Origin of the sequence: Paenibacillus sp. PvR098 (assembly GCF_017833255.1) — a bacterium.
In the GTDB taxonomy this organism is placed as follows: domain Bacteria; phylum Bacillota; class Bacilli; order Paenibacillales; family NBRC-103111; genus Paenibacillus_G.
In genome coordinates this window covers 1-25,133 of record NZ_JAFIBU010000001.1, presented here as the reverse complement: position 1 = coordinate 25,133, position 25,133 = coordinate 1, and the positions used below count along the sequence as shown (strand labels likewise).

The window sequence follows — 25,133 nt, the reverse complement described above, 5'->3', positions numbered from 1 at the left end:
GCGGAGAAACCGCCCGGCGCCTTTGCTATATTCTCGATTAGACGGGAACGGGTGTCCCGCTACTTAAACTTCCGATCTTCAATTCCGGCCGCTGCCTCAAATCGATAAACTGACCGGATCCATACACTAGTGGACGAAACGGGTCCCCCACGTGAACCATCACTACGGTCGCTTGCGTTCCATCGGATAAGCTTACACGACTGCCGATCATACATTCAGTCATATGCCGGATAAAGCAGCGAACGATCCCTGGCTCCAGCAGCCCGTATGCATGATCGGCAATACTCTGTAGAACATCAAACAGAGGCAACGCATTCCGATAGGCCCTTTTGGAGGACATAGCATGAAACACATCGGCGACCGCAACAATTTTACTGACTTGTTCAAGACGATTACCGGACAACCCAGCAGGATAACCGCTGCCATCCTCCCTTTCATGGTGCTGCAGAGCAGCCAAAGCAATAAGCGGGTCCAGACCCGACTCGCGGCGGAGAAGCTCATACCCATACTGCGAGTGACGCTTGATTTCACGAAATTCATTATCGTCTAATTTACCCGGCTTATGAAGGATAGATAGAGGAACGAAGAGCTTGCCTACATCGTGAAAAAGCCCAGCCATGCTGATTCGGACACGCTCCTGTACGGACAAGCCTAGCCATTTGCCAATTAGTCCCGCCATAACACTTACTCCGACACTATGCTTGAATGTATCATCATCCTGCGTCTCAAGGGCCAACAAGATGCGATGCGTGTCAGAGCTTTTCACAAGCTTGTTGATGGCTGGTAGAACCGTACTATATACCTTGTCAACGGGAACCCGGCCGGCAGTTCGGATATCCGCAAATAACTCCTTCATCTCATTAACGGCAAACCCTACAAGCTGCTCAGGCTCGAATTCCGGACTAACCACATCATTACTGCGAAGTTTCAGGCCGTGCTGATGAATCGATTGGATACTTTCCGTTGTAAGAATGGAGGATGCAGGAAGAATTAATATTCCATACCGACTATATATATTTTTTTTCAACCTCTTGCCCAGCAAATGCGACATGTCCAGCAACGGAGTAGAAACTTTATCATCCACCATCATGCCAATTTACCGTTCGTCTGTTGATTTTGAATACCAATGGCGGAATAGGCCCGATTCTTCACCCATTCCAAATCAATCGTCTGATCCTCTATGCTATCGAAAACTTCAATACAGTAATTTCCTATGCACACTCTTCCAGAGCTCATGCTTTTTAACATAATTTTGGTCTTGGACTTCAGCACCGACGGCGCCCCCGTTTGACCACCCACCATCATCGCTGAAATGACGCCATCCGCTTCCAAACGAGATCCCCTGCATACAGCATCTTTATCGTAGAAAATAATATTGGCTGCCGAATACAAATCGCTTTGCAGAACTCCTTCTTTACGAATAAGTATGTCGCCGTTTGATTTGAGGGTCGATAAATGGCACTGCGCTAGATCAATCCGCACTTTAGCCTCTTGCATACTTCCGACGTGTTGAACGGTCTCCTTGAGTGAGTTCAGAATACCGAAAATGGTTGCTTCCGTAATCAGCTGAGGCATCCGCGACAGCTGAAGGAATCGCTCCAGCATGTCTTTCAGATTCAACCAAGACGTTTTGTCACGGAATCGAATGTTGACGATGACCGACAACGTTTCTTTGGCCTGTTTGGGAATTTCTTTAAACTTATTCTCCACCAAAAGTAAAATAATTTGTCCGTAATGAGGCTTCTGCCCCTTCTTCTCCACCATCTCAGTGAGCATCTTGGCTGCTTCAATCAGCTGCTCGAACTGGGACATTAATAATTGGGAGCCGTTGTATAATCGGTTATGGAGAACCCCGAAATAGCCCGAATACAGATTGCTTTTGATAGCATTTCCTTGAATACGGATACTCCCGGTTGCCGTAACGGTAGCGTTATAGACGCTGCCCGAGATATAGACGTTACCAAGCGATTCTATGATCATATTCTCCATAACATTTCCATAGACAATAATGTCGCCGGAGAATACGATATGGCCCGTTTCAATGTTAACATCGCCGGGAACGATGAACGCCTTGGTAATATCAAAAAACTTCGTCTGGTTCCCGGTGATACGCGGTCTTCCTTCGCTCATAGCGATGACGAAGCCATCCTCCCGTATTTGCACCCCATCTTTGGCTACAATAACAATGTCCTGGGGCTCCTTAGGGCGAATAAAATTCCCATAGACATCGTATCCAACAGTCCCTTCCTCGGGCGGTGTTTTTCGGGCGATCACATCTCCCGGAGTTACCGACGGAATGTTTAAATGACTTCTGTAATCTATGACTCCGCCAATCTCCACATACTGATTTTCCACTTGCTCCGTGAAAAATAGCTGCAGCTCCGCATCCTTCCCTGGAACAGGAGGCTTGCCTCGCGCGATTAGAACCGGCTCATATGTCGGATGCAGCACTTCTTCGAATATGGCGCCAATATTTCGATTTTTCACAATCGACAAACGGTCCAGCTCATGAGTAATATCATTAAGTTCCAGTTTATTTAAAATAATCGATTGGTCTTCTTCCGCTCTGAGAACCAAATGGGACGCAGGCTCACACTCACTGAGCTTCCATACATACCTGACGGGCGAACGCACAAGCAAGTGCGCTTGCATCCCATCCTCGGACACTTGGATTTCGAACAAAGCAGATTCTTCTACGGACCAAATCAACTTATCCTTTGATGTTACGGTCACCACACCGGATACCGTTTCTCCGTTCATAGTCAGCTTGACCGGAGGTATGGCCTCTATAGTAAGGGGGGATGTCGCGTCATCTTGGACAAAAATCTCATTTCCACTTACCCGCAACCAACCCTGACCCGTATACTCCCTTTGCTTGCTGTCGTCTTCCCCTTTGGCAAAATCCGAGAATTCAGTTTCATTAGGCGCAGAATCTAACGCCATGGATTTTATCATTTTGACCAAATCCAGTTCCGAAATAGAGTCGGACATCCGGACTACCTCCTTCCATCGGATCAAACGTTTGACGGTAAGACAAAAATACACCTTTCTCCAGCCGGGGAAAGGTGCATCGAATCATACGTTCCTCCCATTATCGGCGGCATGGCAGCCATAGTATTAGAATACTAACCTTAGGCCCATTGCTTTGCGTCCTTGCCTTTCAGCAAGTTTGCCATTATCGTAATGAAAAAATATTAATAATAATTAAATTATAGTCAATTGGGATGGCAAACATCAACATGTACATATCCAGAAGGGCTATTCCATTCTTGTGGTATGTAATTCGCGTGTTAATTTTCGCTAAAATTCGACACAAAGGTTAAAACCTTGCATTATTCTTCATTGTTTTTACATTATATTACATATCTACTCCTTCCAGAGGTCATTCAAATGGACGTCAAGCGCTTCCGCAATACATTGTATAGAATATTTGTGAGGATTTGTGATTTTTCCGTTCCTTATTTTGGAAATCGTACCGATCGACAGCCCGGTAAGCTCCGAGAGCTTGGTCACCGTTATTTGACGTTCCGCCATCAGCATCCTCAGCGAAAGGGCCATTTTGGACTGCTCCTGTGCTTCGTCCTTCGTAAGTCTTCTTCCGACAAACGCAATTCGGGTTACTTCCTGTCTACCATTCAGCAAAGGCTGAAAACGAAACTCCACTTCGGCTTTTTGATTGTTGCTCACCCACTCCATGCTCATACTAAAACCAGAGCCTGTCAATACGGCTTGGCGGAGCATGTGCCTTACTTGGAGCAAACTCCGTGACCCGACAAAAGAAAGAAAAGACTGCGAGACAAGATCCCTTCTCTTCATCTCCAGCAGTGGAGAGTGGAACGAGCAATCGACAAAACGAAATTTCGGCGTAAGCGTTCCTCTCATATCAAATCCGGACCCTTGACACAGAATCCATTTTTTATCGCTAACATCACGAACAATCATAATATAATAATGGGACCCGTCCATAACTGTTTCCCGTAAGGAAAGCTCCACGTCCATTTGAATTCCGTGTTTTACGGTCCAACATGCCTCTGAAAACAAGGTATCCTCATACTCAAAAAACTCCAACCGCTTCAGTACCCATGCCCTGTATTCGTTCGATAAAAAAGATAAGAAGGTTTCCTTCCAAAGCTCCTGTTTTGTATAGCCGATGATCTGGTAAAAAGCCGGATTTGCCTCTTCAATGGTCAAATGATGTCCATCCCATTTTAAAAGACAAATGCCATCCGCAGCTTTCTCAACCATAATGCTTACCCATTTATTCGGCATTACTCCTCCAACCTTTCGTCTTTAAGAAAAACAGTAATAGGAGATGGTTCGCCCCCTTCCATTGCGGTCCCAATCTCCTTCCCTGGGAACCTCCTTCAGCTTGCCCGCACTTGCACTTAACCATGCCGTTACGGCAAGTACCAGCGCATCGGCGATGTCATCACGGGCAAGCGCTTTGCGCGGGTTTCTGTGCATTAGCTCGGTAACGACCTCATCCGCTTGCCCATATACACCTCGCAGATGCATCATTCGTTCTTCAAATCCCGCCTTACTCCTCTTCCCGCTCTGCATCGGAGCTCGTCCAGGCTGCGAATCTTCGGTACGAGCGCCCAAGACTGACGCGATAAGCCGCGACCGCTGACCCTGCGCTGCAGTGCATTCGCATCGACATAGTCTGACGCGGTCAAGACTTCGCGTACCGGCGCGGGGAATATACTGGACGCCCGTCCAAGCTTCAAGAGCTGCCGCGCCAGCACGTCACAACGTCGCGGCTCTGTTGCGGCCGCCAGACCGATCAGCATGTCAATCAATAACAATCCCGCCTCCCGGTACGCTTCCCACAGGCTCATCAGATCGCCGAACACGCCAGCAATCCAACTCCCGTTGGCCGCCAGCCCACCGACACCCAGCCCGCGGCGCAGCCGTCAATTCCTACGAAGGATTCACTTTTCATAAGTTCCGCTGTTCCCCTAGTACGACATCCGGTCTTCGCCTGCACGACTTATACCATTCAGTCACCGCATGTATATTACCGTCCCTGCCCAGTTGATTACAGGTAAGCTTTATTGCATGGATAAACACGTCTTTAACACCCTTTTGCAGTTTTTCTTTATTATACATCCTTTTTCTTTTATCGGACATGCTGCAGACCGTTTATGAGGACAAAGATACAAGCCGCACATACACTTAAAACATATATATAATAGGGCAAATCATGTAAAGAGGAAATACGTTTGCTGGGAAGGATGTGAAAAAATTGGCGAATGGCACTATGGACGTCTCGGTTTCGAAACAGCTGGGACAGAACGAAATGAACCTCGTCCTGGACTGTATGAACGGGTTACCTCACGATCTGCGTGTGCTTCAAGACGGAGCTTTGATTACGATGAAGCATGACGATGCCGAGCGCCAAGTCTTGGTTACAAGAGGAAAAGGGGATGAATGCGGCTTCCACTATATTGAGGTCGGGACTGAAACGGCCAATGCGCTGAGGCTTCGGGATGGAGTAAGGTATCGGGTGCATTACGACGAATCAACAAAAATACTTACTTTAACACGAGCCTTAGTCAGTCGTGTTCAAGTCCCGCTGAAAACCGATCGGAAGAAAAAAAAGGAACCGACCGTTACGATAGGATATGCACTGCTCTGCATGCTTGGCATGGCAGAGAAACGTCCTTCACTAATAACGCTCAACCGAGGCTCTGTCACCGTAAAGCTCAGGCTCTCTGTGCCTAACAATGAGCTTGACCGGGGTTTTCTGCTCTCCTCAGAAATCGCCGCGATGCTTGGGTTGACTCAGGGACAGGCGTGTCTGTTGGAATACAACCAGTCTACCAAGGTCTTGACGCTTTCCGCTTCGGGTGTACCAAGCCGAATGGTAACCCCCCAGCAAAAAACAGGGAAGGATAAACAGAATCTTAACAAAAGCCGGAACTTGCGCACAACCTATGAACGCAGAGAACCTGTTTCCGCCAAATCCCAGACAAAAAGCGGAACACCCGTCAAGCGTCATCGTTCCCCAGCTTCCAAAAAACCAGCAGCAGCTCTTACCCGCTCCACAGGTCGGCTCAATGGCTCATTAACCAAGAAGCTCCGATGAATGAAGCAGGCCAATAGAATAGATGGCCACTTCCTCAACAAACTGCTGTATATTGAATCTAAGCAATGGGCTTAACGCTGCAACAAGTGCAGCCTGCCTGCTCCTTGCAATGTGGGCTGCTTATCGGTAGAGGCGTCCCCAAACGGGTAATGCTAATCGTTCCGTATTCGTTCCGCGGCAATCCATCCGGACATGGCGCTGCCGAGCTTATCCGCTCCGGGGTAAATCATGTCTCCGCAATGCCACAGGTCGGACAAGCCCGAGGAGCAGTCGGCAATGCGCAGCAGGTCAAAAGACGATAACGCTCCCCGCTCCGGAATAAACAATGTCTCCACAGCATACCCATTACGCTCTGCCCATGTAACAATCATGGAATTATCATCGAATAAAAAGTGCTTTAACAGCAGTAACCGCATCCCATTCCACTTTCCAACGACGACAATTATGTTATATATGCTAACATATTAACACAACTAAAAGATATCTAAACACAAAAAAGTCAGGGATGCATGGGTCCTGCCCATACATCCCTGACTTTATAGTTCACTTATTTTCCTAACTGGTGGATCGGATGGCCCAATGCGCCTTCAGCAGCGTCCATCGTGATCTCTCCAAGCGTCGGGTGCGCGTGGATCGTGAGCGCGATGTCTTCAAGCGTAGCCCCCATCTCAATCGCAAGCGTAAGCTCAGCGATTAGATTGGATGCTTCTGCGCCGACAACATACCCACCAACCAACAGTCCGCTGTCTTTGTCGCCGATCAGCTTCACGAAGCCATCGGTGGCGTTCATCGATTGAGCTCGTCCATTAGCCCCATATGGGAACTTGCCAACGATCACGTTGATGCCCTTCCCTTTCGCTTCCGTCTCGCTAAGGCCGACGCCAGCGATTTCCGGATCTGAGAAGACAACGGCAGGAATCACTTTATAATCCACTACACTAGGCAGCCCTGCGATCGATTCGGCCGCGACTTTGGCTTCGTAGGAAGCTTTGTGCGCCAATGCCGGACCCGGAACGATGTCGCCAATAGCGTAGATGTGAGGCACGTTCGTTTGGCATTTGTCGTTTACTTGGATCAAGCCGCGTTCGCCGACCTCCACACCCGCAAGCTCCAAAGACAGGTCGCCGTCCGTATTGGGGCGACGTCCAACCGTAACCAGCACGTAATCGGCGGTTACTTTCTTCTCTTCACCCTTCACGGTATACGTTACCGTTACATCCTTGTCAGTTTGCTCGCAGCCCTGAGCCATTGCTTCAGTGACAACTTCCACATCCAGCTTCTTCAGGTTGCGTGCTACAGGCTGGGACAGGTCCTTCTCAAAGCCCGGAAGAATCGAATCGGATCCTTCCAGCACCGTTACCTTTGTACCGAACTTGGCATAGGTCTGCCCAAGTTCAATCCCGATGTAGCCGCCGCCGATCACCACCATGCTCTTCGGAATTTCGTTCAAGGACAGAGCCTCTGTTGAAGAGATTACGCGGCCGCCAAACGGGAACGTTTTGAGCTCAATCGGACGGGAGCCCGTAGCAATGATGCAGTGGTTGAAACGGTAGCGTGCGGTTTCGTTATCGTTAAATACGCGCGCCTCATTCTCGTTGATGAACAGCGCCTCGCCTTGGAATACCTGTACTTTATTGCCCTTGAGCAGCATACCTACGCCGCCGGATTGCTTTTTGACGATGCCGGTTTTCCACTCTTGGACTTTTGTAAAATCGATCTTCACATTCTCAGCCGTGATGCCAATCGAATCGGCATGGCTGACCATCTCATATTGATGCGCTGCGGAAATCAAGGCTTTGGACGGAATGCAGCCGCGGTTTAAGCAGACGCCTCCGAGCTCAGCCTTATCCACCACCAGTACGCTCTTGCCCAACTGGGATGCACGGATGGCCGCCACGTATCCGCCGGGACCGGCGCCGATGACGAGCACATCAATTTCAACCGATGCGTCTCCAACTACCATAGTGGATTACACCTCCATGACAAGCAGTTCCGGATCGGCCAGCAGCTGCTTGATATAATTTAAAAAGTTTTGCGCTGTAGCGCCGTCGATAATTCGGTGGTCGAAGCTTAGGGACAATGCCATCACTGGAGCAATGACAATCTCGCCGTTCTTCACTACCGGTTTTTCCGTAATGCGGCCTGTACCTAGAATCGCCACCTCAGGGAAGTTGATGACCGGAGTAAAGAACATGCCGCCTGCAGAGCCAATGTTCGTGATGGTCAGCGTCGAGCCTCTCAGCTCACCAGGTCCCAGCTTGCCTTCTCGGCCGCGCGCAGCCAAATCTTTAATCGCCTCGGCAATGGTCCACATGCTCTTGCGATCGGCATCTGGAATAACCGGTACGATCAGACCGTTATCCGTGTCCGTAGCTATCCCTATGTGGTAGTACTTTTTGTAGACGATCTCTTGCTTTTCTTCGTCAATCATAGCGTTCATCACCGGGAATTGGCGAGCCGCCGCAACCAGTGCCTTCACGATGAACGGCAGGTACGTTAGTTTGACGCCTTTCTTCTCGGCAACCGGCTTCGCCTTCGTGCGAAGAGCTACGAGCTGCGTTACGTCGACCTCGTCCATCAATGTTACATGCGGCGCCGTGTACACGCTCTTCACCATGGCGTTCGCAATGGCCTTCCGGATGCCTTTAAGCGGCACGCGCTCTTCCTCGCGGTCCCCGCTCACTGCTGCCGAAGCAGCAGACGCAGCGCTTGATGACGCAGGAGCCGCCGCTTCTGCTTCAGCCGGTGCCGCAGCCTTACCGCCGCCAGCCGCAAAACCAAGGACATCTTCCTTCGTCACGCGTCCGTTCTTACCGGTCGCCGTCACTTCCGCGATGTTCACGCCTTTCTCCCGAGCAAGCTTGCGCACGCTTGGAGTAGCCAATACCTCACGCGAGCTGCCGCCAGCGGAAGCTCCTTGAGGTGCAGTTGCTCCGCCCGCCATCGGCGTATCCAGCTTCGCTGCGTTTACGTTCGCAGCCACAGCGCCGCCTACCGCACACTCTGCGCCGGTCTCCGCACCGCCTTGGGCTGCCGATGCTTCGACCTTAGCTGCTGCCGGAGCAGCCGCGCTCGCCGATTCTCCATGCCCGTGGCCGCCAGCGTCTTGAGGCAGTTCGCCTTCCACTTCAAGAATGGCAATCACGTCACCAACCGTACACACCGTGCCTTCGCTTACCTTCAGCTCGACGATTTTGCCTTCCACAGGGGAAGGAACTTCTACGGTTGACTTATCGTTTTGCACGTCCATCAGGATTGTTTCGTCGTTCACTGTATCACCAGGCTTAACATGCCACTTTACGATTTCTCCTTCATGGATGCCCTCGCCCAGCTCGGGAAAACGGTACTCAAACTTTGCCATCGGTCACTCACCGTCCTTACGCTTTATCAGAATTAAAAATCCAGCACTTTATTCAGTCCGGCTACAATACGTGCCGGGTTCGGAAGCCATTGGTCCTCAACTTGCGAAAATGGATATACCGTATCCGGAGGAGTTATGCGCAGCACAGGAGCCTCAAGATGCAGAATTGCCTTTTCGTTGATTTGAGCGATGACCTCTGCGGCGATCCCTGCCGTCTTTTGAGCTTCCTGCACGACGATCGCACGGTTTGTCTTTTTCACCGATTCCACGATCGTGTCGATATCCAGCGGCATCAGCGTGCGCAGGTCGATCACTTCGACTTTCGCTCCGCGAGTTTTCTCTAATTCTTCCGCTGCCTTCAGCGAAGTATGAACCATAGCTCCATAAGTGATGATCGTAACGTCAGAGCCTTCACGCACAACATTCGCTTTACCGATCGGAACGGTATATTCGCCTTCCGGCACTTCGGCGCGGAATGAACGGTATAAATTCAAATGCTCCATGAAAAAGACCGGATCGTTGTCGCGGATAGCCGAAATCAGCAATCCCTTCGCATCGTAAGGATTGGAAGGCACAATCACTTTGATCCCTGGTGTCTGTACCATAAGGCCTTCCAACGGGTCCGTATGCAGCTCTGCCGCTTTCACCCCGCCGCCGAACGGTGTACGAACGACGATAGGTGCGTTATAACGTCCGCCGGAGCGGTAACGCATCCGAGCCGCTTGCACGGCAATTTGGTCGAACGCTTCAAAAATAAACCCGACAAATTGAATTTCCATAATCGGCCGGAAGCCTTGAATCGCCATACCGACGGCCATACCACCGATCGCAGATTCGGCCAAAGGAGTATCAAATACGCGCTTCTCCCCGAATTCTGCCTGCAATCCTTCCGTCGCCCGGAACACGCCGCCGACTTTCCCCACGTCTTCACCGAAAATTACCACGTTAGGATCGCGCTGAAGCTCAACCCGCATCGCGTCCTTGATCGCTTGAATCATTGTCATTTGAGCCATGGCTGTTGGTTCCTCCCCTTTACGCTAAGTAATCCGCTTTCTGCTCTTCCAGATGCTGCGGCGTCGTTTCGAACATGCTGTCGATAAGTCCCGGCACCGTCATTTTTTCCGTCTGTTCCGCTTTCTTGATTTGCTCTGCCACCGTATTCTTGGCATCTTCGATTACAGCAGCCTCTTCCTCTTCCGTCCACAGGCCTTTGCTCACCAGATAGTTGCGGAAACGGTTCAGCGGGTCCTTTTGCTCCCATTCCGCGGTTTCTTCTTTCGTACGGTACTTGGAAGGATCATCACCCGACATGGAGTGAGGCAGGAACCGGTAAGTAATCGCTTCGATCAATGTTGCTCCCTCGCCATTGCGTCCGCGCTCTGCCGCATCCTGCACCGCTTTGACAACAGCCAATACATCCATTCCGTCTACTTGTACGCCTTCAATCCCAGCTGCAACCGCCTTATGAGCTACGGACAGCGCAGCCGTTTGCTTAGCAAACGGAGTCGTGATTGCATAGCCGTTATTTTGAACCATGAAAATCGTCGGCAGCTTAAATGCACCCGCAAAGTTCATCGCTTCATAGAAATCGCCTTCGGAGGAGCCTCCGTCGCCGGTATATGTGATAGAGACGCGCTTTTCATCGCGCTGCTTGAACGCCATAGCTACACCCATAGCGTGCAGATACTGAGCGCCGATAATAATTTGCGGCATCAGCACGTGAACATCCTCTGGAATTTGGCCCCCGTGCTGGTGTCCTCTGGAATACAAAAACGCCTGATACATCGGCAAACCATGCCACACGATCTGCGGCATATCGCGATATCCCGGACAGATAAAGTCATCTTTATTCAGAACGAACTCACTGCCAATCATGGTCGCTTCCTGACCTGACACCGGCGCATAGAAACCAAGACGGCCCTGACGGGTCAAGTTTACAGCGCGTTGGTCCCAAGTCCGCGTAAATACCATGCGGCGCATGATTTCCTTCAACTGATCGTCCGAGAGCTTAGGCATCGCTTCCGGATTGACTACAGTACCATCCTCGGCCAGAACAGACAACGGCTCAACTTCTTGCACGCCAACTACATACGGCTTGCTCATGGGCTTTTCACCTCAAAGATAGATTTTTAATTCACATGAAAATGTCGAAATTTCGAAATTTCTGTTATAGTATTATTATAAACCTGTTTTCATCAGGAAGACAAGAACTTACTTGAAAAATATGAATTTTCCACATGCATAACACTATAACAGTTGCACAAAATAAGTAATACAGATCACATAAATTCGACAAACTATTATAATACAAAGGGGATGACGCTCATGGACGACAGCTTGTACTACAAGCGAACTATTGTTAAAGAACGCATAGCCTCCGCCGCACTTGGCGAAGAACGCTCATTACGTATCTATCTCCCGCCCGGCTATAATGAGCTGTTATCTTACCCGGTTATATACTGTCAAGACGGCGAGGATTTCTTCAATTTCGGGCGCATCGCAACCGCCATGAACCGCTTGATCTATGATGACAATGTAGAGCCTGCTATCATTGTTGGCGTGGATGTGGACAAGTCAATCCGCACCTCCGAATACGCTCCCGAAGGCAGCAGGTTTGCTGCATACTGCCTTTTTTTCGCCGAGGAGCTTGTGCCCTTCCTTGAAAATCATTACCCTGTTCGAGCGGAATTAAACGAGCGGATTATCGCAGGCGATTCACTTGGCGGAACCGTATCCCTTCATCTCGCCTTAAATTATCCTAGCCTATTTTGTAAAGTAATATCCTTATCCGGTGCATTTTTACAATCAACTCAGAACCGAATTGCAAACGAAGACGATTTGTCTTGGCTGCAGCTCTCCATGTTGATAGGGACAGATGAAACGGAAGTTCAAACGGAGCGGGGAGTCTTCGATTTATTGGAAGCCAATCGCAAAACCAAACAGCTCCTCGAGGCGAGAAGCTGTTTACTGAAGTACGAAGAAAAACCAGGTAAGCATCTGTGGGGCTTCTGGCAGAACGAGCTGCCGGGGATGCTGAAGCCATTTCTTATGTAACAAGGCCGGTCGTGGAGGTCGGGCTCCGCTCATTGCAGCTGATATGTTAACGGTCTCTCGGACCGTGATCTGTTCCAGTCGGCCGCTTCCTTTATACGCTCCTAATCCCGTATCTCTGCTTCAGCATGTCGATCATCTCTATCACCTGACCACGTTCGGGCAGCCACAGTCCGGAGGCGGCACGCCCCATTCCCTCGGAGGTTTGCCGCTCGCGGATGACGCGTTTGAGCCCTTCCGTAAACCTCACCGCGGCATTCCAGCCAATGCCGGTAAGCTCCTCCAAGCTGGCCATACTCTGATCCGTCACCAGAGGGTGGTCTGAAACGTTAACGCCCCCACTCGCTGCACGATCGTAAAACTCGCGAGCCAGCTGTGCTTTCTCCCTGCCGGCTCCTTCGGCGACTACAAAAGCCTGCACGACATAAGCGTTGGCCTGCCGCCGCTGGGCAATTCCGCAAAATTTGCGCCCTCCAATGCTCAGGTCAAAGTCGCCAGGACAATAAGCGCCCTGCACCTCCCCCTTATTCACATTAGCTCCGGTTTCCTGCAGCGTTAGCCGGATGAGCTCGTACATCCGTTCAAAATCATCGCGAAAATCGATTTCTCCCTGACGCCGCTTAGGTAAAATTAGCGATATATTTACTACGCCAAGATCCAGCGGAACGGCTGCACCGCCCGAATTCCGCACGGCAACGGAGTATCCGTTCCCTTCAAGCCACCGGGAAGCCTCTCCCGCCCCAGGAAGCCGGCTATCTCGCAGGCCCATGACAAAGGCTTTGGGATGCCGCCACAGATGAACGAGAGGCGCCCCCCCTTCACCGACGCGCCTGCACAGCAGCTCCTCCAAAGCAAAAGGGTACAGCACTTCCGGTTCTGAGTGTTCATTCGACCGGTCCAGTATCAGCAAATCGGTTAGCTCGTCCATGATATATTCCCTTCGCCCATGCCCTTCATTCATTGGAACCCTTCCCCTTCCGCACGTCACAAGATACCCCATATTGTAAAAGGGAACTCTCGCCGTTGCAAGCAGGCGACATACAAATAGGTTCATTGCTTGCCGGATGCTCGGAACCGTGTCGGAGACGGAAGATATCATTCAGGATCTGTTTCTGACGGTTCATCGTCAGGATCCCGGTTCGATTCGAGATGTCAAAGCTTACTTATGCAAAGCGGTTACACACCGCTGCATTGACTATTTACAATCCGCACGAAGCCGCAGGGAGCTGTACGTAGGACCCTGGCTGCCGGAGCCTCTTGCAAACCTTGTATACCGAAGACCCGCTTCAGCAAGCCGCCTAAAAGGATGATATTTCCTTCGCCTTTCTTCTTTTATTGGAAAGATTGAACCCCGTCGAGAGGGCAATCTTCATTCTCCGCGACGGCCTTCTGGACGTCGTTATCTTGTTCGAATTCGCCCATCATTGCCTCCGACGAATCTATCTGGTACGTAATCCGGATAAGCTGCAGCATCTCCAGCCATAACCATCAGCTTTAGCTGCGTCGACGCAAAAAAAAGAGGCGACTATGCTTCGCCTCTTTCTCAGTCTTTCCGATCCTCTAGCTGCTGAATCGTTGCTTGCCCCCAAGATGCCACCTTCAAATGAACGATCAGACGATCCGCCTTCTCCTCCAGAGCCTTACCGGTGTTCTCCGGAACATAATATTTTTCGATTCCGTACTTCACTGCAATCGCTTCGTCCCAGCTGTAATCGATCCGTCCTTTCAAGACGACCTCGCCTTCTAAGGCTGCAGGCTTCGCACCAAAGGCAGCCTTTGGTGCGAACAGACCGTCCGCGCCTTCCGACACGACTACGTAAATCGTTTCGCCCCGCTCCGGCTTGCTTTCCGTATCCTTCCACAAGGACGGGTTTAACCGGCTGATGTCATAGCTTAGCGTCACATAGTCCCCATACAGCAAATCCCTTGGATCGACAGGAACCGTTCGAACGCGGACATCTTGACCGAACCATCCGACAGCGTAATAAGAAACGGCGACCCCGGTCAGCACCAGCGCTTGCAGCAGCACCAGACCATACACAAGCAAAGAACGGCTCTTAGCGACTACTGCACTTCCGTTACTCATGCGGGTTCCCCTCCTTCGTAACATCCAATACCTGCTTTTTCCTGCGGTTCAAAAACCAGCTCAGTCCAAGAAGAATGATTCCGCCGATCATGAAAAAGAGCGATTTGTCCATGAAATCCCAAGTTAATTTGCCGTAGGCCACCAGCGTGCTGCAAATGAACAGCATCGTGCCGAAATTGATTTTGAAACGCCACTCTTCGGTGTACCCGCGCCATAGAACATACAGCGAGAAAAAGAACAGCGAGAGCAGGTACAGCACTTCGATCCCCGAAGGTATATAAAGAAACGGCACGAACAGAATGCACTCGAACGCGCTGGAAGCTCTTCCATTCTTCATTTTGCCAGCAAGCGAAACGGCGAACAAAAGGACCAGCGCTCCGATATAATACAGCGGCTCCGGTCGAAGCTCCTCCATCATCCCGCCTCTCCATTCGTCAGGGAACAGTACCATAAACACGCCGAATACAAATGCCGCGGCGAGCGGAGCCGCTTGAAGGGCATAACCGCCATGACGCTCCTCAAGCCAGTCGCCAGCCACATAAAGCGCCATGGCAGGAACGAACATCCATAAGAACGGAATTTCATTAGAAGTCGTCCACATCAGTAAATGCAGCGTTACACTGAAGCTGAACAACCAGATGAGAAGGTTGCTTCTCCGCTTCCAGACATAAGCACCAAGCGCCAGCACCAGCAGTCCGAATGCCGTATAGCTAAATGTATCGAACTCGTTCGCGCTATACCACTGGGCAACGTTAACCAGCAGCAGGCTCAGCAAATACAAGTAACGACTCCGGTACAAATAAGTCGCAGCGGTGCCTGCAGCCGACCACAAAATAAAGGTTCCCGCATGGTAGGCCATCAGATGAAACATTTGACCGATGAGAATGATCCCTCCACCGAAGCTGATGACCCCGAGCGCCACGAGCGCGATGCCCAGCTTGTCACTGCCCCTGCGCACCATCGTTTCCCCCGCGCCGTAAAAACCAGCCATTGCCGCAATCACCAACCCAAGACGCAAGAGCTGAGGGATGTCCTGCCAATTGGCCGCTATAAAACTCAAAATCCCAAGCCCAAGAAGAATACTGCCCAGAATCGGAAGCAGACCAACGGCATGCTTTTTATCTTCGTATAAATTCAGAATCTGATTCACCTGCTCGCGGGTTACGATCCCCCGCTCTATCCAAAGAGGCGCTTCCTTCTCCACCCATTTCCTGCTCACAGCCACACCCCCTTTTTAACACGGACGTACCTCATCGGCAGGTCCTGTTAACTTCAGTATATCCAAGCGGTTGAAGAAAGGAAGTACTAACTTCGTGTAGTACCCGTCCATTCGCCTGCTTTGATCATGAATGTAGACATGCTCTAAGACATGTGACTATAAATCTCCAAACGCTTATTCAATTTTTAACCACGCTCCATTATAATAGAGCTAATCAGCCCAACCCCCGGAGGGAAAAGCATAATATGATGTCAAGAAGACTCTTTGTCAAACAAATGCTTGCCATCCTCACGCTCATGTCAGGCGGTGCCCTTACTGCATCCCATGTCTTGAACCGTTCCTCAACAACGGAAGCCGAGGTAACATCGCAAGAAACTCAGACCAAACCGCTTGAAGAACAAAGCGCTTCCGCTAACCTTTCCACACCGCTCCTCTCCTTCTTTCTACTTAGCGATCTGCATATATCAGCAGCGGATTCCGTCTTCGACGGCAAACTGCATTTAGCTTTAAAAGACGTCAGCCAGTTTGAGTCCTCGGTGGATACGATCGTCCTGGGCGGCGATTTGACAGACTTCGGCAGAGACGTCGAATACAAAAAGCTGCAATCGATATTAAGCGATTACAAGCTGCCTCCTCTGTATGCCAATATGGGCAACCACGATTATTACGACATATGGCTGAACGACAAAGGAGCTTTCACTACGGAGACGATGCCCAACGGCAAAACAGACGCCATGTCCCGTGAACGTTTTATGCGATTCACCGGTTATGAGAGCAACCCTTTTCATGAAGTATGGATCAAGGACGTTCATCTCATTATGCTTTCGCAAGAGGCTTATGTGCAAGAAAAGCCTGAAGTCGGGGAAGGCGCATGGTATTCCGACGAGCAGCTCGCTTGGTTTGATGAGACCATGAAGGCCCACAAGGATGGGCGTCCCGCATTTGTCTTCATTCATCAGCCGCTTCCCGAACCGGGAACAGACGGCGGAACGCATCGTTTAATTCGAGCCAAGCAATTCCGTGCCATTCTCGAGCCCTATAGCAACGTATTCGTGCTGTCTGGACACAGTCACCGCAACTTCGTGGGGGAAGACCATTATAACCGTCAGAACACCTTTCACTGGTTCAACAATGCCTCCGTAGGCAAAACAAGGGCCAGATCCGGCGGGCAGGGAACACCGGTACAAGGAATGTATATACAAGTGTTTCCGCACGAGGTCGTAATTCGTGGGCGAGAATTCAGCAACCGGACTTGGATCGAAGCGTCGCAATGGAAAATACCTCTGCTTCCGAGCAATCTATCCTGAGTATCGTGCTGTATTATAATCATTTGGAGGAATAACTATGAATGTTATGGTCACCGGGGGCGCTGGCTTCATTGGCTCTCACATCGTGGATGCTCTCATCGAGTCGGGACACAAGGTGCATGTCATTGATAATATGACGACCGGCAACCACGAATTCGTGAATCCAAAGGCGGTATTGCATCCTGTCGACATTACAGGCGATCGGCTCGGAGCTGTTTTTGAAGAAGCCAAACCGGATATTGTTATCCATCACGCGGCCCAAATCGATGTTCAGACTTCCATAAACCAACCGTTATTCGATGCAAAAGTGAATATTCTCGGGACCATCTCCATCTTAGAGCAATGCCGCGAGCACGGGGTTCGTAAACTGATCTACGCTTCGTCCGCCGCGGTCTACGGACCTCCGGATTATCTTGGTGTAGATGAGCAGCATCCGCTCCGCCCGATATCTTTCTACGGTATTTCCAAGCATACACCGGAGCATTACATTGAAGCTTTTGCCCAATTATCCGGTATGGATTACACGATTTTACGCTATGCTAACGTGTACGGAATTCGTCAGGATCCGAAAGGCGAGGGCGGTGTTGTATCTATCTTCGTAGATCGATTACTGCAAGGACAGCAGACCGTCATCTTCGGCGATGGAGAGCAGACCCGCGATTTCATTTATGTCAAAGATATCGTATCCGCCAACCTGGCAGCTTTTGAACGTGGAAGCAGGGGCATTTACAACATCGGCTGGAATCAGCAAACATCGGTGAATGAGCTGTTGAAGCTGATGAGCGAGCTGTGCGGCAAACCGTTCGCACCGCAATATATGCCGCAGCGCATCGGTGACATCATCCACAGCCGGCTCGATAATACGGCGGCCAAAAAACAGCTTGGATGGGAACCCCGATTCTCTCTCCGCAGCGGTCTCAGCGAAACGATTAAATACTACGCAGGCCTCTATAAATCCAGCACTTGCTAGGTGGAAAAATAGCTTAACCCATGGGAACCGTCAATTATCCCCTCTTTATTCCATTCACGTTAAACCTTTTTCAGGCCAATGTCCCTCCGGTCCGAGAAGGTTTTTTTGTCATTATGTAGGAAATTTGAAAATTTTGTCGAATATGTATTTATAACTCTATTTTGATTATCCCCCTAAAAGGTGATGCATTTGACTCTAATCAACCAACTGCTGCTTCACATGATCATCGTCATAACTCCTGTTATGCTTTATCAGCTATTTTGGATGGAGCGGCTGCAGCAAATGGATGAAAACACCAACCGCTGGATTGCAGCCGCTGTTTGCGCTCTTGTTGCCGTGTCCAGCATGTCGTACCCGTTCGAATGGTATCCCGGGTACCGCTATGACTTCCGTATGATACCGCTAGCGATTTGTTTTTTTTATGCCGGACCTGTTCCGGCGCTGGCTGTCGCTGCAGTCATTATGGGATACCGCTGGCACATAAGCGGTGCTGGTCTTCATACTCTTCCGATATTGTTAAGCTTTATTCTGATTCTGTTATGGTACTGTCAAAAAAGGCTCGGCGATGCAACTAAGCTGCTTCACCCTATCAAGGGCAGCATATTGGGGCTGATGATATCGCTCATTACGGCATTTTTCGCCCTGCTAAGCCAATGGTTGGACGGAGTTCCTACTACCATTTATTTTTTCATCTTTTTTTCTTTATACTGTTTGATTTTCACTATCACTTCGGTTCTTATCGTGTATACCATACGGCAAATCAAGAGAAATCTCGATCTCCGCAAACAGATGCAGCACAAGGACAAAATGAACATGCTGAGCGAACTCGCGGCATCGTTTGCCCATGAAATCCGCAATCCATTGACTGTTGTCCGCGGGTTTGTTCAGATGATGGGTCAAAGCCAATTATCGGAAAACAAACGGCAAATGTACAACCAATTGGTTCTGGAAGAAATGGACAAAGCCCAATCCATTATCAACGACTACTTATCATTCGCCAAACCCCAATTGGAAGCAACTCAGTTGTTCGATGCCAAGCCTGTTATTTCTTCCGCCATTGAATCGCTGCAATCGTATGCCGATCTAAAAGGCGTGACCATCGAGACACATTTGCAGGAACGGCTTATGATTAGCGCCAATACGGATAAATTTATGCAGTGTATCGTTCACTTGTGCAAGAACGGGATCGAATCGATGCCCGGCGGAGGCAAGCTGCAGCTCGTCGGCGTACTGCAGAACCATACCGTGTGCATCGATATTATCGACCACGGCATCGGAATGACAGCTGACGAAATAAGACGTCTGGGGACGCCTTTTTATTCTACTCGCGGCAAAGGAACGGGACTGGGTATGATGGTTACGTACCGGACGATTCAGAACATACAGGGACGCATTGATGTGACAAGCGAAGTCGGCAAAGGTACCTGCTTTTCTATTCTGATCCCTTCCCTGCACGCCTCTACCTATCATTAGACTTACTGAGCAGCCAGAACGTCCATGACTTCCTTGAACAATGGGATGGCTTGATTGCGGTGGCCTTCCGGCAAATTCTGTACGAGAACAGCAACGGCGTATCGAGGTTGATCTGTTGGCCCATATCCCACGAACCAATGGCTTTCTCCCGGTTTACCACTCTTCAAGGTGACTTGAGCCGTTCCCGATTTCCCTGCGATCGGCCACTTTGCCGACTGCAGCTCTGTTCCGGTACCGTAACCGACTACTTCCTCCATCCATGCGAGCAATCGCTTGGCGGTGGCAGGCTTTACGGAACCGGACGGGAGCTCTTCCACTCCCTTAGGAGGGAACATGGTATGCAGCCGACCATTCTGAAACTGGATTTCTTGGACGATGCGAGGTGAGAGCACCTTTCCCTGTGCGTACAAGCTAACGATCAGATTCGCCGCCTGGAGAGGAGTAACCTGCACGTCCCGCTGTCCGATGGCCGTCTGCACTAAAGACCCTTCATCTCTCTTATTAGAAGATGCGTGATACACCTGACCCTTTTCTTCTCCGTCCCATTGCCGGAAGCCTTCCTGACTGGGGACCGATCCCGACCAGCCTACGAAATTCGCAAACCCCAGCTTTTGCGCATAGTGATCCAGCTTCTCACCACCGATACGTTTCGCGATTTCTGCGAAGACAATATTGCAGGAATGCGCAAAACCTTCCTCCAGTGTAAGCTGCCCGTGCCCCCCCTTCTTCCAGCAGGTGAATCCGTACTTGCCCAGCTCCCCATTGCATTCAAACGTTTCATTCCATTGTACTGCTTGTTCCTCTAAAGCTGCGGCAGCCGTTACTGTTTTGAATATCGAGCCCGGGGTGGTCGCTTTCACTGCTCGATTGCTCCAATTCCCGTCTGCCGGATCCACATGTTCTGGATGAAATGAAGGGGTGCTGGCCATGGCCACCGTATCCGCATTGTGGATGTCCAGCACGACGACAGCGCCTTCCGCTATTTTCAGCCGCTCCATTTGCCGCTCGATCCGGGTTTGAATCCCATGGTCTAGTGTCGTTACAATTCTTAACGGATAGTAGGGGTTATCCGGAGATACCGCTCTCACATCCAGACCAGGCAGCGGCCGCTTCACCCCGTCGGTAAACAAGGACACCGACGTGGCACCAATACCTTGAAGCCAATATTCAAATGTCTTCTCTAGCCCGGCATTGCCGATTTTACTTGTGAGCTGAAGCTCTCCATTATGGACTTGATCTGTGAACTGACGCCTGATCCGGTCCGGATTTTGTCCGATAAAACCAATGACATGGCCGGCCGTTTGCTGCTGTTCATACCGCTGCTTGTAGCGCATTACCCGAACATCCGGCAATCCGAGCGCTTCGATCCGTTCTGCTTGAGAATCGGTAAGTGCGACCGGTCTGCCCGATTCGGTCCACATTTCCGGAGACTTCAGTCCCCTGACATAGACATGCCATTCCTTTGCCGGTATTCCCATCCAATCCGCGACCCGATTCAGGGACTTTTCCCGAAGACCTTCCGTGCCGCTGTCCTCGTGGACAGGAAAAACGGTCAGCACTCTCAGCTCTTTGCCTGTTAGAGGAATACCGCTTCGGTCAACGAAATCGCCTCTGCCACTATCAAGGACAATGCCTTTTTCCCGCTGAAGCACAGAGTTCTCCAGCAAATCGATCCCTCTCCCTGCGAAGCTGCGAGTCGCGACGACTTGAATCCAGAACAATCTGATATTCCAAATGATCAAAAAACCGACAATCACCAGTAATGCAAGGAACATACGATGCTTCTTCAGCTCGGTTTTGTCATTCATCGGAATCTCCTTTATCGCTTCTAATCTAGTAACAGTATGTTCATCTCTCACTTGCTCCAAACGTTTCGATAAGGGCGATGAGCGGCAAAAAAGCCTTTCCCCGCTTACAGGGAAAGACTTCAATACTACACTTGGAATTTGGAAAGCGATTCTTTCAACGAATTGGACAGTTCCTCCAGCTTGTCCGACAGTTTCACTAGGCCGCTGCTGACATTCAACTGCTCTGAGCTTAAGGATGCGACCTCCTGAGATGTAGCTGACGATTGCTGCGCCACAGCGCTTACGTTCGTCATCGCATCATTCAATACCACTTGTGAGGATTCCAATTGACCGATGGACTCCGTTACTTCAAAAAGCCTATCAATCAAGCCGCCCATTTGTGAATCCACCTGCTTGAAGATGGAATCCGCTTCTTTAACGGATTGAATCTGCTCTTGGAAGATCGGATACGCTTGAGAAAGAACGTGCACCGTTTCGTCAATCTCCTTTTGAATCTTCTCCGTAATTTCTCCCACGACTGCAATGGATTGGCGGGACTGATCAGCAAGCTTACGGATTTCGTCAGCCACCACCATGAAACCTTTGCCGGCAGCGCCTGCTCTGGCCGCTTCGATGGTCGCATTCAAGGACAAGATGTTCGTTTGTTTCGTAATGCTGTTCAGCATGTCCAGAATTTTGCGAATGGAGCTGGTACTTTCCTTAAGATTATCTACCTTCTCCACCATTTCCCGCGTCATCGCTTCTGTGGTACTCGTCTTGCCGATCAACTCGGACATGTATTCAATCCCTTGTTTACTCGACTTCTGAACATCCGAAGCGGAAGAGCCCATTACGACATTCGCATCGACCACATTTTTCATTTGTACACCAATGCTGTGGGTTAACTCATTGCCGCGCTCTGATTCAACGGCCAGGCTGGACGAGCCGTTCGCAATTTCCTCCGTTGCGACCGCAATCTCCTTGGCTGAGGTTGCCGTCTTCTTCGAAGCATCAGACAAATCGCTCGCGGTATTCAGCACATCCTGCGCCGACTGATTGGTTTGCTGCACGAGTCCAGTGATTTTCTCCATCATCTGGTTAAAGCTTTCACCCAATTGGCCGATCTCATCTTTCCGATCAACCTTCATACGCACTCTCAAATCTCCTTGCTCTCCCTGTTTCATCAAGTTGCGGAGCATGATAATCGGGCCTCCGATCATCCGGGCGATGAAGTAACCGATGATGATCGCAATCACTGTTGCGATAGCAGCCATCAACCAGGTCATATTCGAAATGGTTTTGGCATCCTTCACCAGCTCATTTACAGGCATCTCGCCTACTAACAGCCAATCGTTCTTGAGAGATTTGTAGTATACAAGCTGCATTTCATTATTGTCACTATGAAGCCTTCCCCTCTCATTTTGAAGCGCTTCCTTAGCAACGCCTAGATTACTGTCGTTTCCAATGGTTGCCCGGTCAATGTTATATATCAATTTCATATCCGGATTGGCAATAATCGTTCTTCCGCCTTCGCCCATGTTGATTTCACTTAATTCTTTGTCGATGACGTCCAGATTGATTTCCATCAGCAGGACCACTTGTTGATCGTTCGCGATTTTTAGAACACGTCCTAATCCGAAGCTTGCCGCCCCAGGAACTCCGACGTTTTGGGAGAATCCTCCAGGTTTAGTCTCCAACCATTCCACCGATCCGTTTTTCTCCAAGATCGATTTGAACCAGCTTTCCTGAGCCACGTCTTCCTGTTTAATGGTACCGCCCGATCCAGCCAACGGTACGCCGTCGGATTTCATCAGTTGAATGGACCCGATTGCTTTATTCGAATAGGAATACACGTTCAGTCTTTCTCCTAGACTTTGGCGAAGCACAAGATAGTCATAGGTGTTTACGTTTAATTGTTCCAACTCGTTCAGTACATTCTTCATATCTTCGTCAAGCAAAATCTGCATGGTCAGATCTTCATATGTACTGTACAGAATGTCCAGCTTTTGACCTGCTTGAATAATCGTTTGTTCGGACGCTTCAGCTACCTTGTCTTGTATAACGTCTCTGGAAATGAAATAAGAAATAAATCCTACGCTCAAAACGAAAAACCAAATGCACAAAAGAAAAATAACAAACAACTTGGCCCCTACGGACTTCATCACATGATCCAATCGAATGCCTTTTATCGTATCGGCTGCGAGAGATCCGACGGATTTCCCTTGATGGTTTGGCTTGTTGGACTGGTTTGCGCGAAGCTTTTCTGCTACTGATTTGCCGGCTTTTTGCAAGCTAGCTTTGAGTGAAGACCAAGAATTCTTCACATAGACCACCACCTAGATCTGGAATTGTTAACTGATTGTGTAAAATGAAACTTAGCTTATACGTATTCGACAAGTTTAGTCATAATCCTTTTCTCTCTCACGGTTAATTCAAAAAAATATAGTTCCACCGCCCCAAGTCGTTATAAGAATGTGAACGCATACAAGTTTTATATGTTTTTAATATCCCGTATTCTTCTATATATCGGGACAAACCAGCATAATCATTATAGGCTCATAGAACCATAGAATGATTCCCCCTACGGAAGTCACATCTCCCAAAACAATCTCGCTGACCATGAAAAAAAGCCGCGGCTTTGTTCGCCGCGGCTTCATATTCTGCTGCTTACTTATTCCCCATTTTCTTCCTCATCAGATCAAGCGGTTTAACCGGCTGCTCCACCTTCATACGAATGAGCTGCAACGGGTGCCGTGCCGCATCAAGCTGCTGACCATCCTCGCTGTGCAGCTCAGGAACAACCTGCTTGAAGAAGGTGCCTTGAGGCCCGAAAAACTCGACCTCCTGCCCTGGCTTGAAATGGTTGCGCTGCTGAATCAGCGCGGTTTGCGTCTTGTCGTCGTACTCCATGACCACACCCACAAAATCGTACGGCGAAATCTTATCCTCCGGCTCGAAGATATGGTCCTCATGGTCCGGCTGGTCGTAGAAGAAGCCGGTATTCAAAGGACGATTTGCCGCTTTCTGGATTTCGTAGAGCCACTCCGGCTTCATTTCATAATGCTCCGGATCGGCAAAGTACGCATCGATCGCTTGACGATAGGCGTTCACGACAGTAGCCACATAGTGGACACTCTTCATGCGCCCTTCGATTTTGAAGCTGTCCACCCCTGCACGAATCAGCTCTGGCACATGCTCGATCATGCCCAAGTCCTTGGAGCTCATAGAGAACGGATTATCGTCGGCCTGGAACAGCGGAATCTCTTTAATGCCGACCTGCGCCTGCTCCATATCTTCCTCAGTTGTGAACAAATCATACTTCCAACGACAGGACTGTGAGCACCCTCCACGGTTGGAATCCCGATCCGTGAAATGGTTAGAAAGCACACAACGGCCCGAATACGAACTGCACATAGCGCCATGCACAAAAACCTCGATTTCAATATCAACATGTTGTTTGATCTCGATGATTTCTTCCATGGTAGCTTCCCGGGCCAATACAACGCGGTCCACTCCATCTTCCTTCCAGAACTGCACGGCCTGCCTGTTCATTGTCGACTGCTGTGTGCTCAGATGAATCTCGAGCCGCGGCGCCGCACGTCTGCACGTTTCGATGATGACGGGATCGGCTACGATGATTGCGTGAACCCCGGCATCTTGGATTCCCTTCAAATAGGCCTCAAGACCAGACAAATCCTCATTATGGGCAAAAATATTGGTGGCTACAAACACTTTGGCTCCATACTTTTCCGCAAATTCGACCCCTTCTCTCATCTCTTCGAACGTAAAGT

The 25,133-nt window shown here is 49.9% G+C and carries 21 protein-coding genes, 1 pseudogene and 1 riboswitch; of the genes and pseudogenes, 6 read left to right on the top strand and 16 right to left on the bottom strand.

Features of this window, described 5'->3' with window-relative positions; all coding sequences use genetic code 11:
- Nucleotides 1-37 precede the first annotated feature (37 nt).
- The 4 genes and pseudogenes from JOE45_RS00115 to JOE45_RS23270 form a co-directional block, all read right to left on the bottom strand.
- A complete protein-coding gene (locus JOE45_RS00115; protein ID WP_210022110.1) occupies nt 38-1,090 on the bottom strand; it encodes an HD-GYP domain-containing protein in 1,053 nt (350 codons plus the stop codon).
- Nucleotides 1,087-2,991: a FapA family protein gene (locus JOE45_RS00110; RefSeq protein ID WP_210022111.1), complete on the bottom strand. Its 1,905-nt coding sequence runs from the start codon at nt 2,989-2,991 to the stop codon at nt 1,087-1,089. The genes JOE45_RS00115 and JOE45_RS00110 overlap by 4 nt, the downstream gene beginning before the upstream one ends.
- A gap of 102 nt (nt 2,992-3,093) precedes the next feature.
- A riboswitch (cyclic di-GMP riboswitch) is annotated at nt 3,094-3,184 on the bottom strand.
- 182 nt (nt 3,185-3,366) lie between these two features.
- Nucleotides 3,367-4,269, bottom strand: coding sequence for a PAS domain S-box protein (locus JOE45_RS00105; RefSeq protein ID WP_210022112.1), 903 nt, complete (start codon nt 4,267-4,269; stop codon nt 3,367-3,369).
- A 21-nt stretch (nt 4,270-4,290) separates the two neighbouring features.
- Nucleotides 4,291-4,838, bottom strand: a pseudogene (locus JOE45_RS23270) (DUF429 domain-containing protein).
- Between the two features lie 407 nt (nt 4,839-5,245).
- On the opposite strand from JOE45_RS23270, the gene JOE45_RS00090 reads away from it, so the two are divergent.
- Entirely contained in the window at nt 5,246-6,088 is an 843-nt protein-coding gene (locus tag JOE45_RS00090) for a hypothetical protein (protein WP_210022115.1), read from the top strand.
- A 152-nt stretch (nt 6,089-6,240) separates the two neighbouring features.
- Here the strand turns inward: JOE45_RS00090 and JOE45_RS00085 are convergent, their stop codons facing one another.
- The 5 genes from JOE45_RS00085 to pdhA form a co-directional block, all read right to left on the bottom strand.
- Nucleotides 6,241-6,504, bottom strand: coding sequence for a hypothetical protein (locus JOE45_RS00085; protein ID WP_210022116.1), 264 nt, complete (start codon nt 6,502-6,504; stop codon nt 6,241-6,243).
- Between the two features lie 131 nt (nt 6,505-6,635).
- On the bottom strand, nt 6,636-8,051 hold the full coding sequence (gene lpdA / locus JOE45_RS00080) for a dihydrolipoyl dehydrogenase (protein ID WP_210022117.1): 1,416 nt from the start codon (nt 8,049-8,051) through the stop codon (nt 6,636-6,638).
- A gap of 6 nt (nt 8,052-8,057) precedes the next feature.
- Nucleotides 8,058-9,449, bottom strand: coding sequence for a dihydrolipoamide acetyltransferase family protein (locus JOE45_RS00075; RefSeq protein ID WP_210022118.1), 1,392 nt, complete (start codon nt 9,447-9,449; stop codon nt 8,058-8,060).
- A 32-nt stretch (nt 9,450-9,481) separates the two neighbouring features.
- Nucleotides 9,482-10,462 (bottom strand): alpha-ketoacid dehydrogenase subunit beta, encoded by a 981-nt coding sequence (locus tag JOE45_RS00070; protein WP_210022119.1) that lies wholly within the window; start codon nt 10,460-10,462, stop codon nt 9,482-9,484.
- Nucleotides 10,463-10,481: 19 nt separating this feature from the next.
- Nucleotides 10,482-11,552 (bottom strand): pyruvate dehydrogenase (acetyl-transferring) E1 component subunit alpha, encoded by a 1,071-nt coding sequence (gene pdhA / locus JOE45_RS00065; RefSeq protein WP_210022120.1) that lies wholly within the window; start codon nt 11,550-11,552, stop codon nt 10,482-10,484.
- Between the two features lie 222 nt (nt 11,553-11,774).
- Between pdhA and JOE45_RS00060 the strand changes: the two genes are divergently transcribed.
- Nucleotides 11,775-12,503, top strand: a complete 729-nt coding sequence (locus JOE45_RS00060; RefSeq protein WP_210022121.1) for an alpha/beta hydrolase — start codon at nt 11,775-11,777, stop codon at nt 12,501-12,503.
- A gap of 91 nt (nt 12,504-12,594) precedes the next feature.
- On the opposite strand, the gene JOE45_RS00055 is transcribed toward JOE45_RS00060, so the two are convergent.
- On the bottom strand, nt 12,595-13,461 hold the full coding sequence (locus JOE45_RS00055; RefSeq protein WP_210022122.1) for a lipoyl protein ligase domain-containing protein: 867 nt from the start codon (nt 13,459-13,461) through the stop codon (nt 12,595-12,597).
- A gap of 91 nt (nt 13,462-13,552) precedes the next feature.
- Here JOE45_RS00055 and JOE45_RS00050 point away from each other — a divergent pair, with 91 nt between their 5' ends.
- On the top strand, nt 13,553-13,810 hold the full coding sequence (locus tag JOE45_RS00050) for a sigma factor (protein ID WP_348632577.1): 258 nt from the start codon (nt 13,553-13,555) through the stop codon (nt 13,808-13,810).
- Between the two features lie 22 nt (nt 13,811-13,832).
- Here JOE45_RS00050 and JOE45_RS00045 read toward each other — a convergent pair whose 3' ends face one another.
- From JOE45_RS00045 to JOE45_RS00035, 3 genes are all read right to left on the bottom strand, one after another.
- A complete protein-coding gene (locus JOE45_RS00045) occupies nt 13,833-13,973 on the bottom strand; it encodes a hypothetical protein (RefSeq protein WP_210022124.1) in 141 nt (46 codons plus the stop codon).
- Nucleotides 13,974-14,043: 70 nt separating this feature from the next.
- Nucleotides 14,044-14,586 (bottom strand): GDYXXLXY domain-containing protein, encoded by a 543-nt coding sequence (locus JOE45_RS00040; RefSeq protein WP_210022125.1) that lies wholly within the window; start codon nt 14,584-14,586, stop codon nt 14,044-14,046.
- Nucleotides 14,579-15,805 carry a DUF2157 domain-containing protein gene (locus JOE45_RS00035; protein ID WP_210022126.1) on the bottom strand — a complete coding sequence of 409 codons (1,227 nt, stop codon included), beginning with the start codon at nt 15,803-15,805 and terminating at the stop codon, nt 14,579-14,581. The genes JOE45_RS00040 and JOE45_RS00035 overlap by 8 nt, the downstream gene beginning before the upstream one ends.
- A gap of 245 nt (nt 15,806-16,050) precedes the next feature.
- Here JOE45_RS00035 and JOE45_RS00030 point away from each other — a divergent pair, with 245 nt between their 5' ends.
- From JOE45_RS00030 to JOE45_RS00020, 3 genes are all read left to right on the top strand, one after another.
- Entirely contained in the window at nt 16,051-17,112 is a 1,062-nt protein-coding gene (locus JOE45_RS00030; RefSeq protein WP_210022127.1) for a metallophosphoesterase family protein, read from the top strand.
- 37 nt (nt 17,113-17,149) lie between these two features.
- Nucleotides 17,150-18,082 carry an NAD-dependent epimerase/dehydratase family protein gene (locus JOE45_RS00025; RefSeq protein ID WP_210022128.1) on the top strand — a complete coding sequence of 311 codons (933 nt, stop codon included), beginning with the start codon at nt 17,150-17,152 and terminating at the stop codon, nt 18,080-18,082.
- A gap of 189 nt (nt 18,083-18,271) precedes the next feature.
- On the top strand, nt 18,272-19,555 hold the full coding sequence (locus tag JOE45_RS00020) for a sensor histidine kinase (RefSeq protein ID WP_210022129.1): 1,284 nt from the start codon (nt 18,272-18,274) through the stop codon (nt 19,553-19,555).
- 2 nt (nt 19,556-19,557) lie between these two features.
- Here JOE45_RS00020 and JOE45_RS00015 read toward each other — a convergent pair whose 3' ends face one another.
- The 3 genes from JOE45_RS00015 to JOE45_RS00005 form a co-directional block, all read right to left on the bottom strand.
- The gene (locus tag JOE45_RS00015) at nt 19,558-21,363 is read right to left on the bottom strand and encodes a peptidoglycan D,D-transpeptidase FtsI family protein (protein ID WP_210022130.1); all 1,806 of its coding nucleotides are present in this window, start codon (nt 21,361-21,363) and stop codon (nt 19,558-19,560) included.
- 125 nt (nt 21,364-21,488) lie between these two features.
- The gene (locus tag JOE45_RS00010) at nt 21,489-23,666 is read right to left on the bottom strand and encodes a methyl-accepting chemotaxis protein (RefSeq protein ID WP_348632453.1); all 2,178 of its coding nucleotides are present in this window, start codon (nt 23,664-23,666) and stop codon (nt 21,489-21,491) included.
- A 343-nt stretch (nt 23,667-24,009) separates the two neighbouring features.
- The coding region (locus tag JOE45_RS00005; protein WP_210024684.1) for a peptidase U32 family protein at nt 24,010-25,133 on the bottom strand (1,124 nt) is incomplete at its 5' end.

Bases quoted from the DNA above. Each gene is read 5' to 3' on its own strand.
- JOE45_RS00115 (WP_210022110.1), bottom strand. From the start codon at position 1,090: ATGATGGTGGATGATAAAGTTTCTACTCCGTTGCTGGACATGTCGCAT.
- JOE45_RS00110 (WP_210022111.1), bottom strand. From the start codon at position 2,991: ATGTCCGACTCTATTTCGGAACTGGATTTGGTCAAAATGATAAAATCC.
- JOE45_RS00105 (WP_210022112.1), bottom strand. From the start codon at position 4,269: ATGCCGAATAAATGGGTAAGCATTATGGTTGAGAAAGCTGCGGATGGC.
- JOE45_RS00085 (WP_210022116.1), bottom strand. From the start codon at position 6,504: ATGCGGTTACTGCTGTTAAAGCACTTTTTATTCGATGATAATTCCATG.
- lpdA (WP_210022117.1), bottom strand. From the start codon at position 8,051: ATGGTAGTTGGAGACGCATCGGTTGAAATTGATGTGCTCGTCATCGGC.
- JOE45_RS00075 (WP_210022118.1), bottom strand. From the start codon at position 9,449: ATGGCAAAGTTTGAGTACCGTTTTCCCGAGCTGGGCGAGGGCATCCAT.
- JOE45_RS00070 (WP_210022119.1), bottom strand. From the start codon at position 10,462: ATGGCTCAAATGACAATGATTCAAGCGATCAAGGACGCGATGCGGGTT.
- pdhA (WP_210022120.1), bottom strand. From the start codon at position 11,552: ATGAGCAAGCCGTATGTAGTTGGCGTGCAAGAAGTTGAGCCGTTGTCT.
- JOE45_RS00060 (WP_210022121.1), top strand. From the start codon at position 11,775: ATGGACGACAGCTTGTACTACAAGCGAACTATTGTTAAAGAACGCATA.
- JOE45_RS00055 (WP_210022122.1), bottom strand. From the start codon at position 13,461: ATGAATGAAGGGCATGGGCGAAGGGAATATATCATGGACGAGCTAACC.
- JOE45_RS00045 (WP_210022124.1), bottom strand. From the start codon at position 13,973: ATGCTGCAGCTTATCCGGATTACGTACCAGATAGATTCGTCGGAGGCA.
- JOE45_RS00040 (WP_210022125.1), bottom strand. From the start codon at position 14,586: ATGAGTAACGGAAGTGCAGTAGTCGCTAAGAGCCGTTCTTTGCTTGTG.
- JOE45_RS00030 (WP_210022127.1), top strand. From the start codon at position 16,051: ATGATGTCAAGAAGACTCTTTGTCAAACAAATGCTTGCCATCCTCACG.
- JOE45_RS00025 (WP_210022128.1), top strand. From the start codon at position 17,150: ATGAATGTTATGGTCACCGGGGGCGCTGGCTTCATTGGCTCTCACATC.
- JOE45_RS00015 (WP_210022130.1), bottom strand. From the start codon at position 21,363: ATGAATGACAAAACCGAGCTGAAGAAGCATCGTATGTTCCTTGCATTA.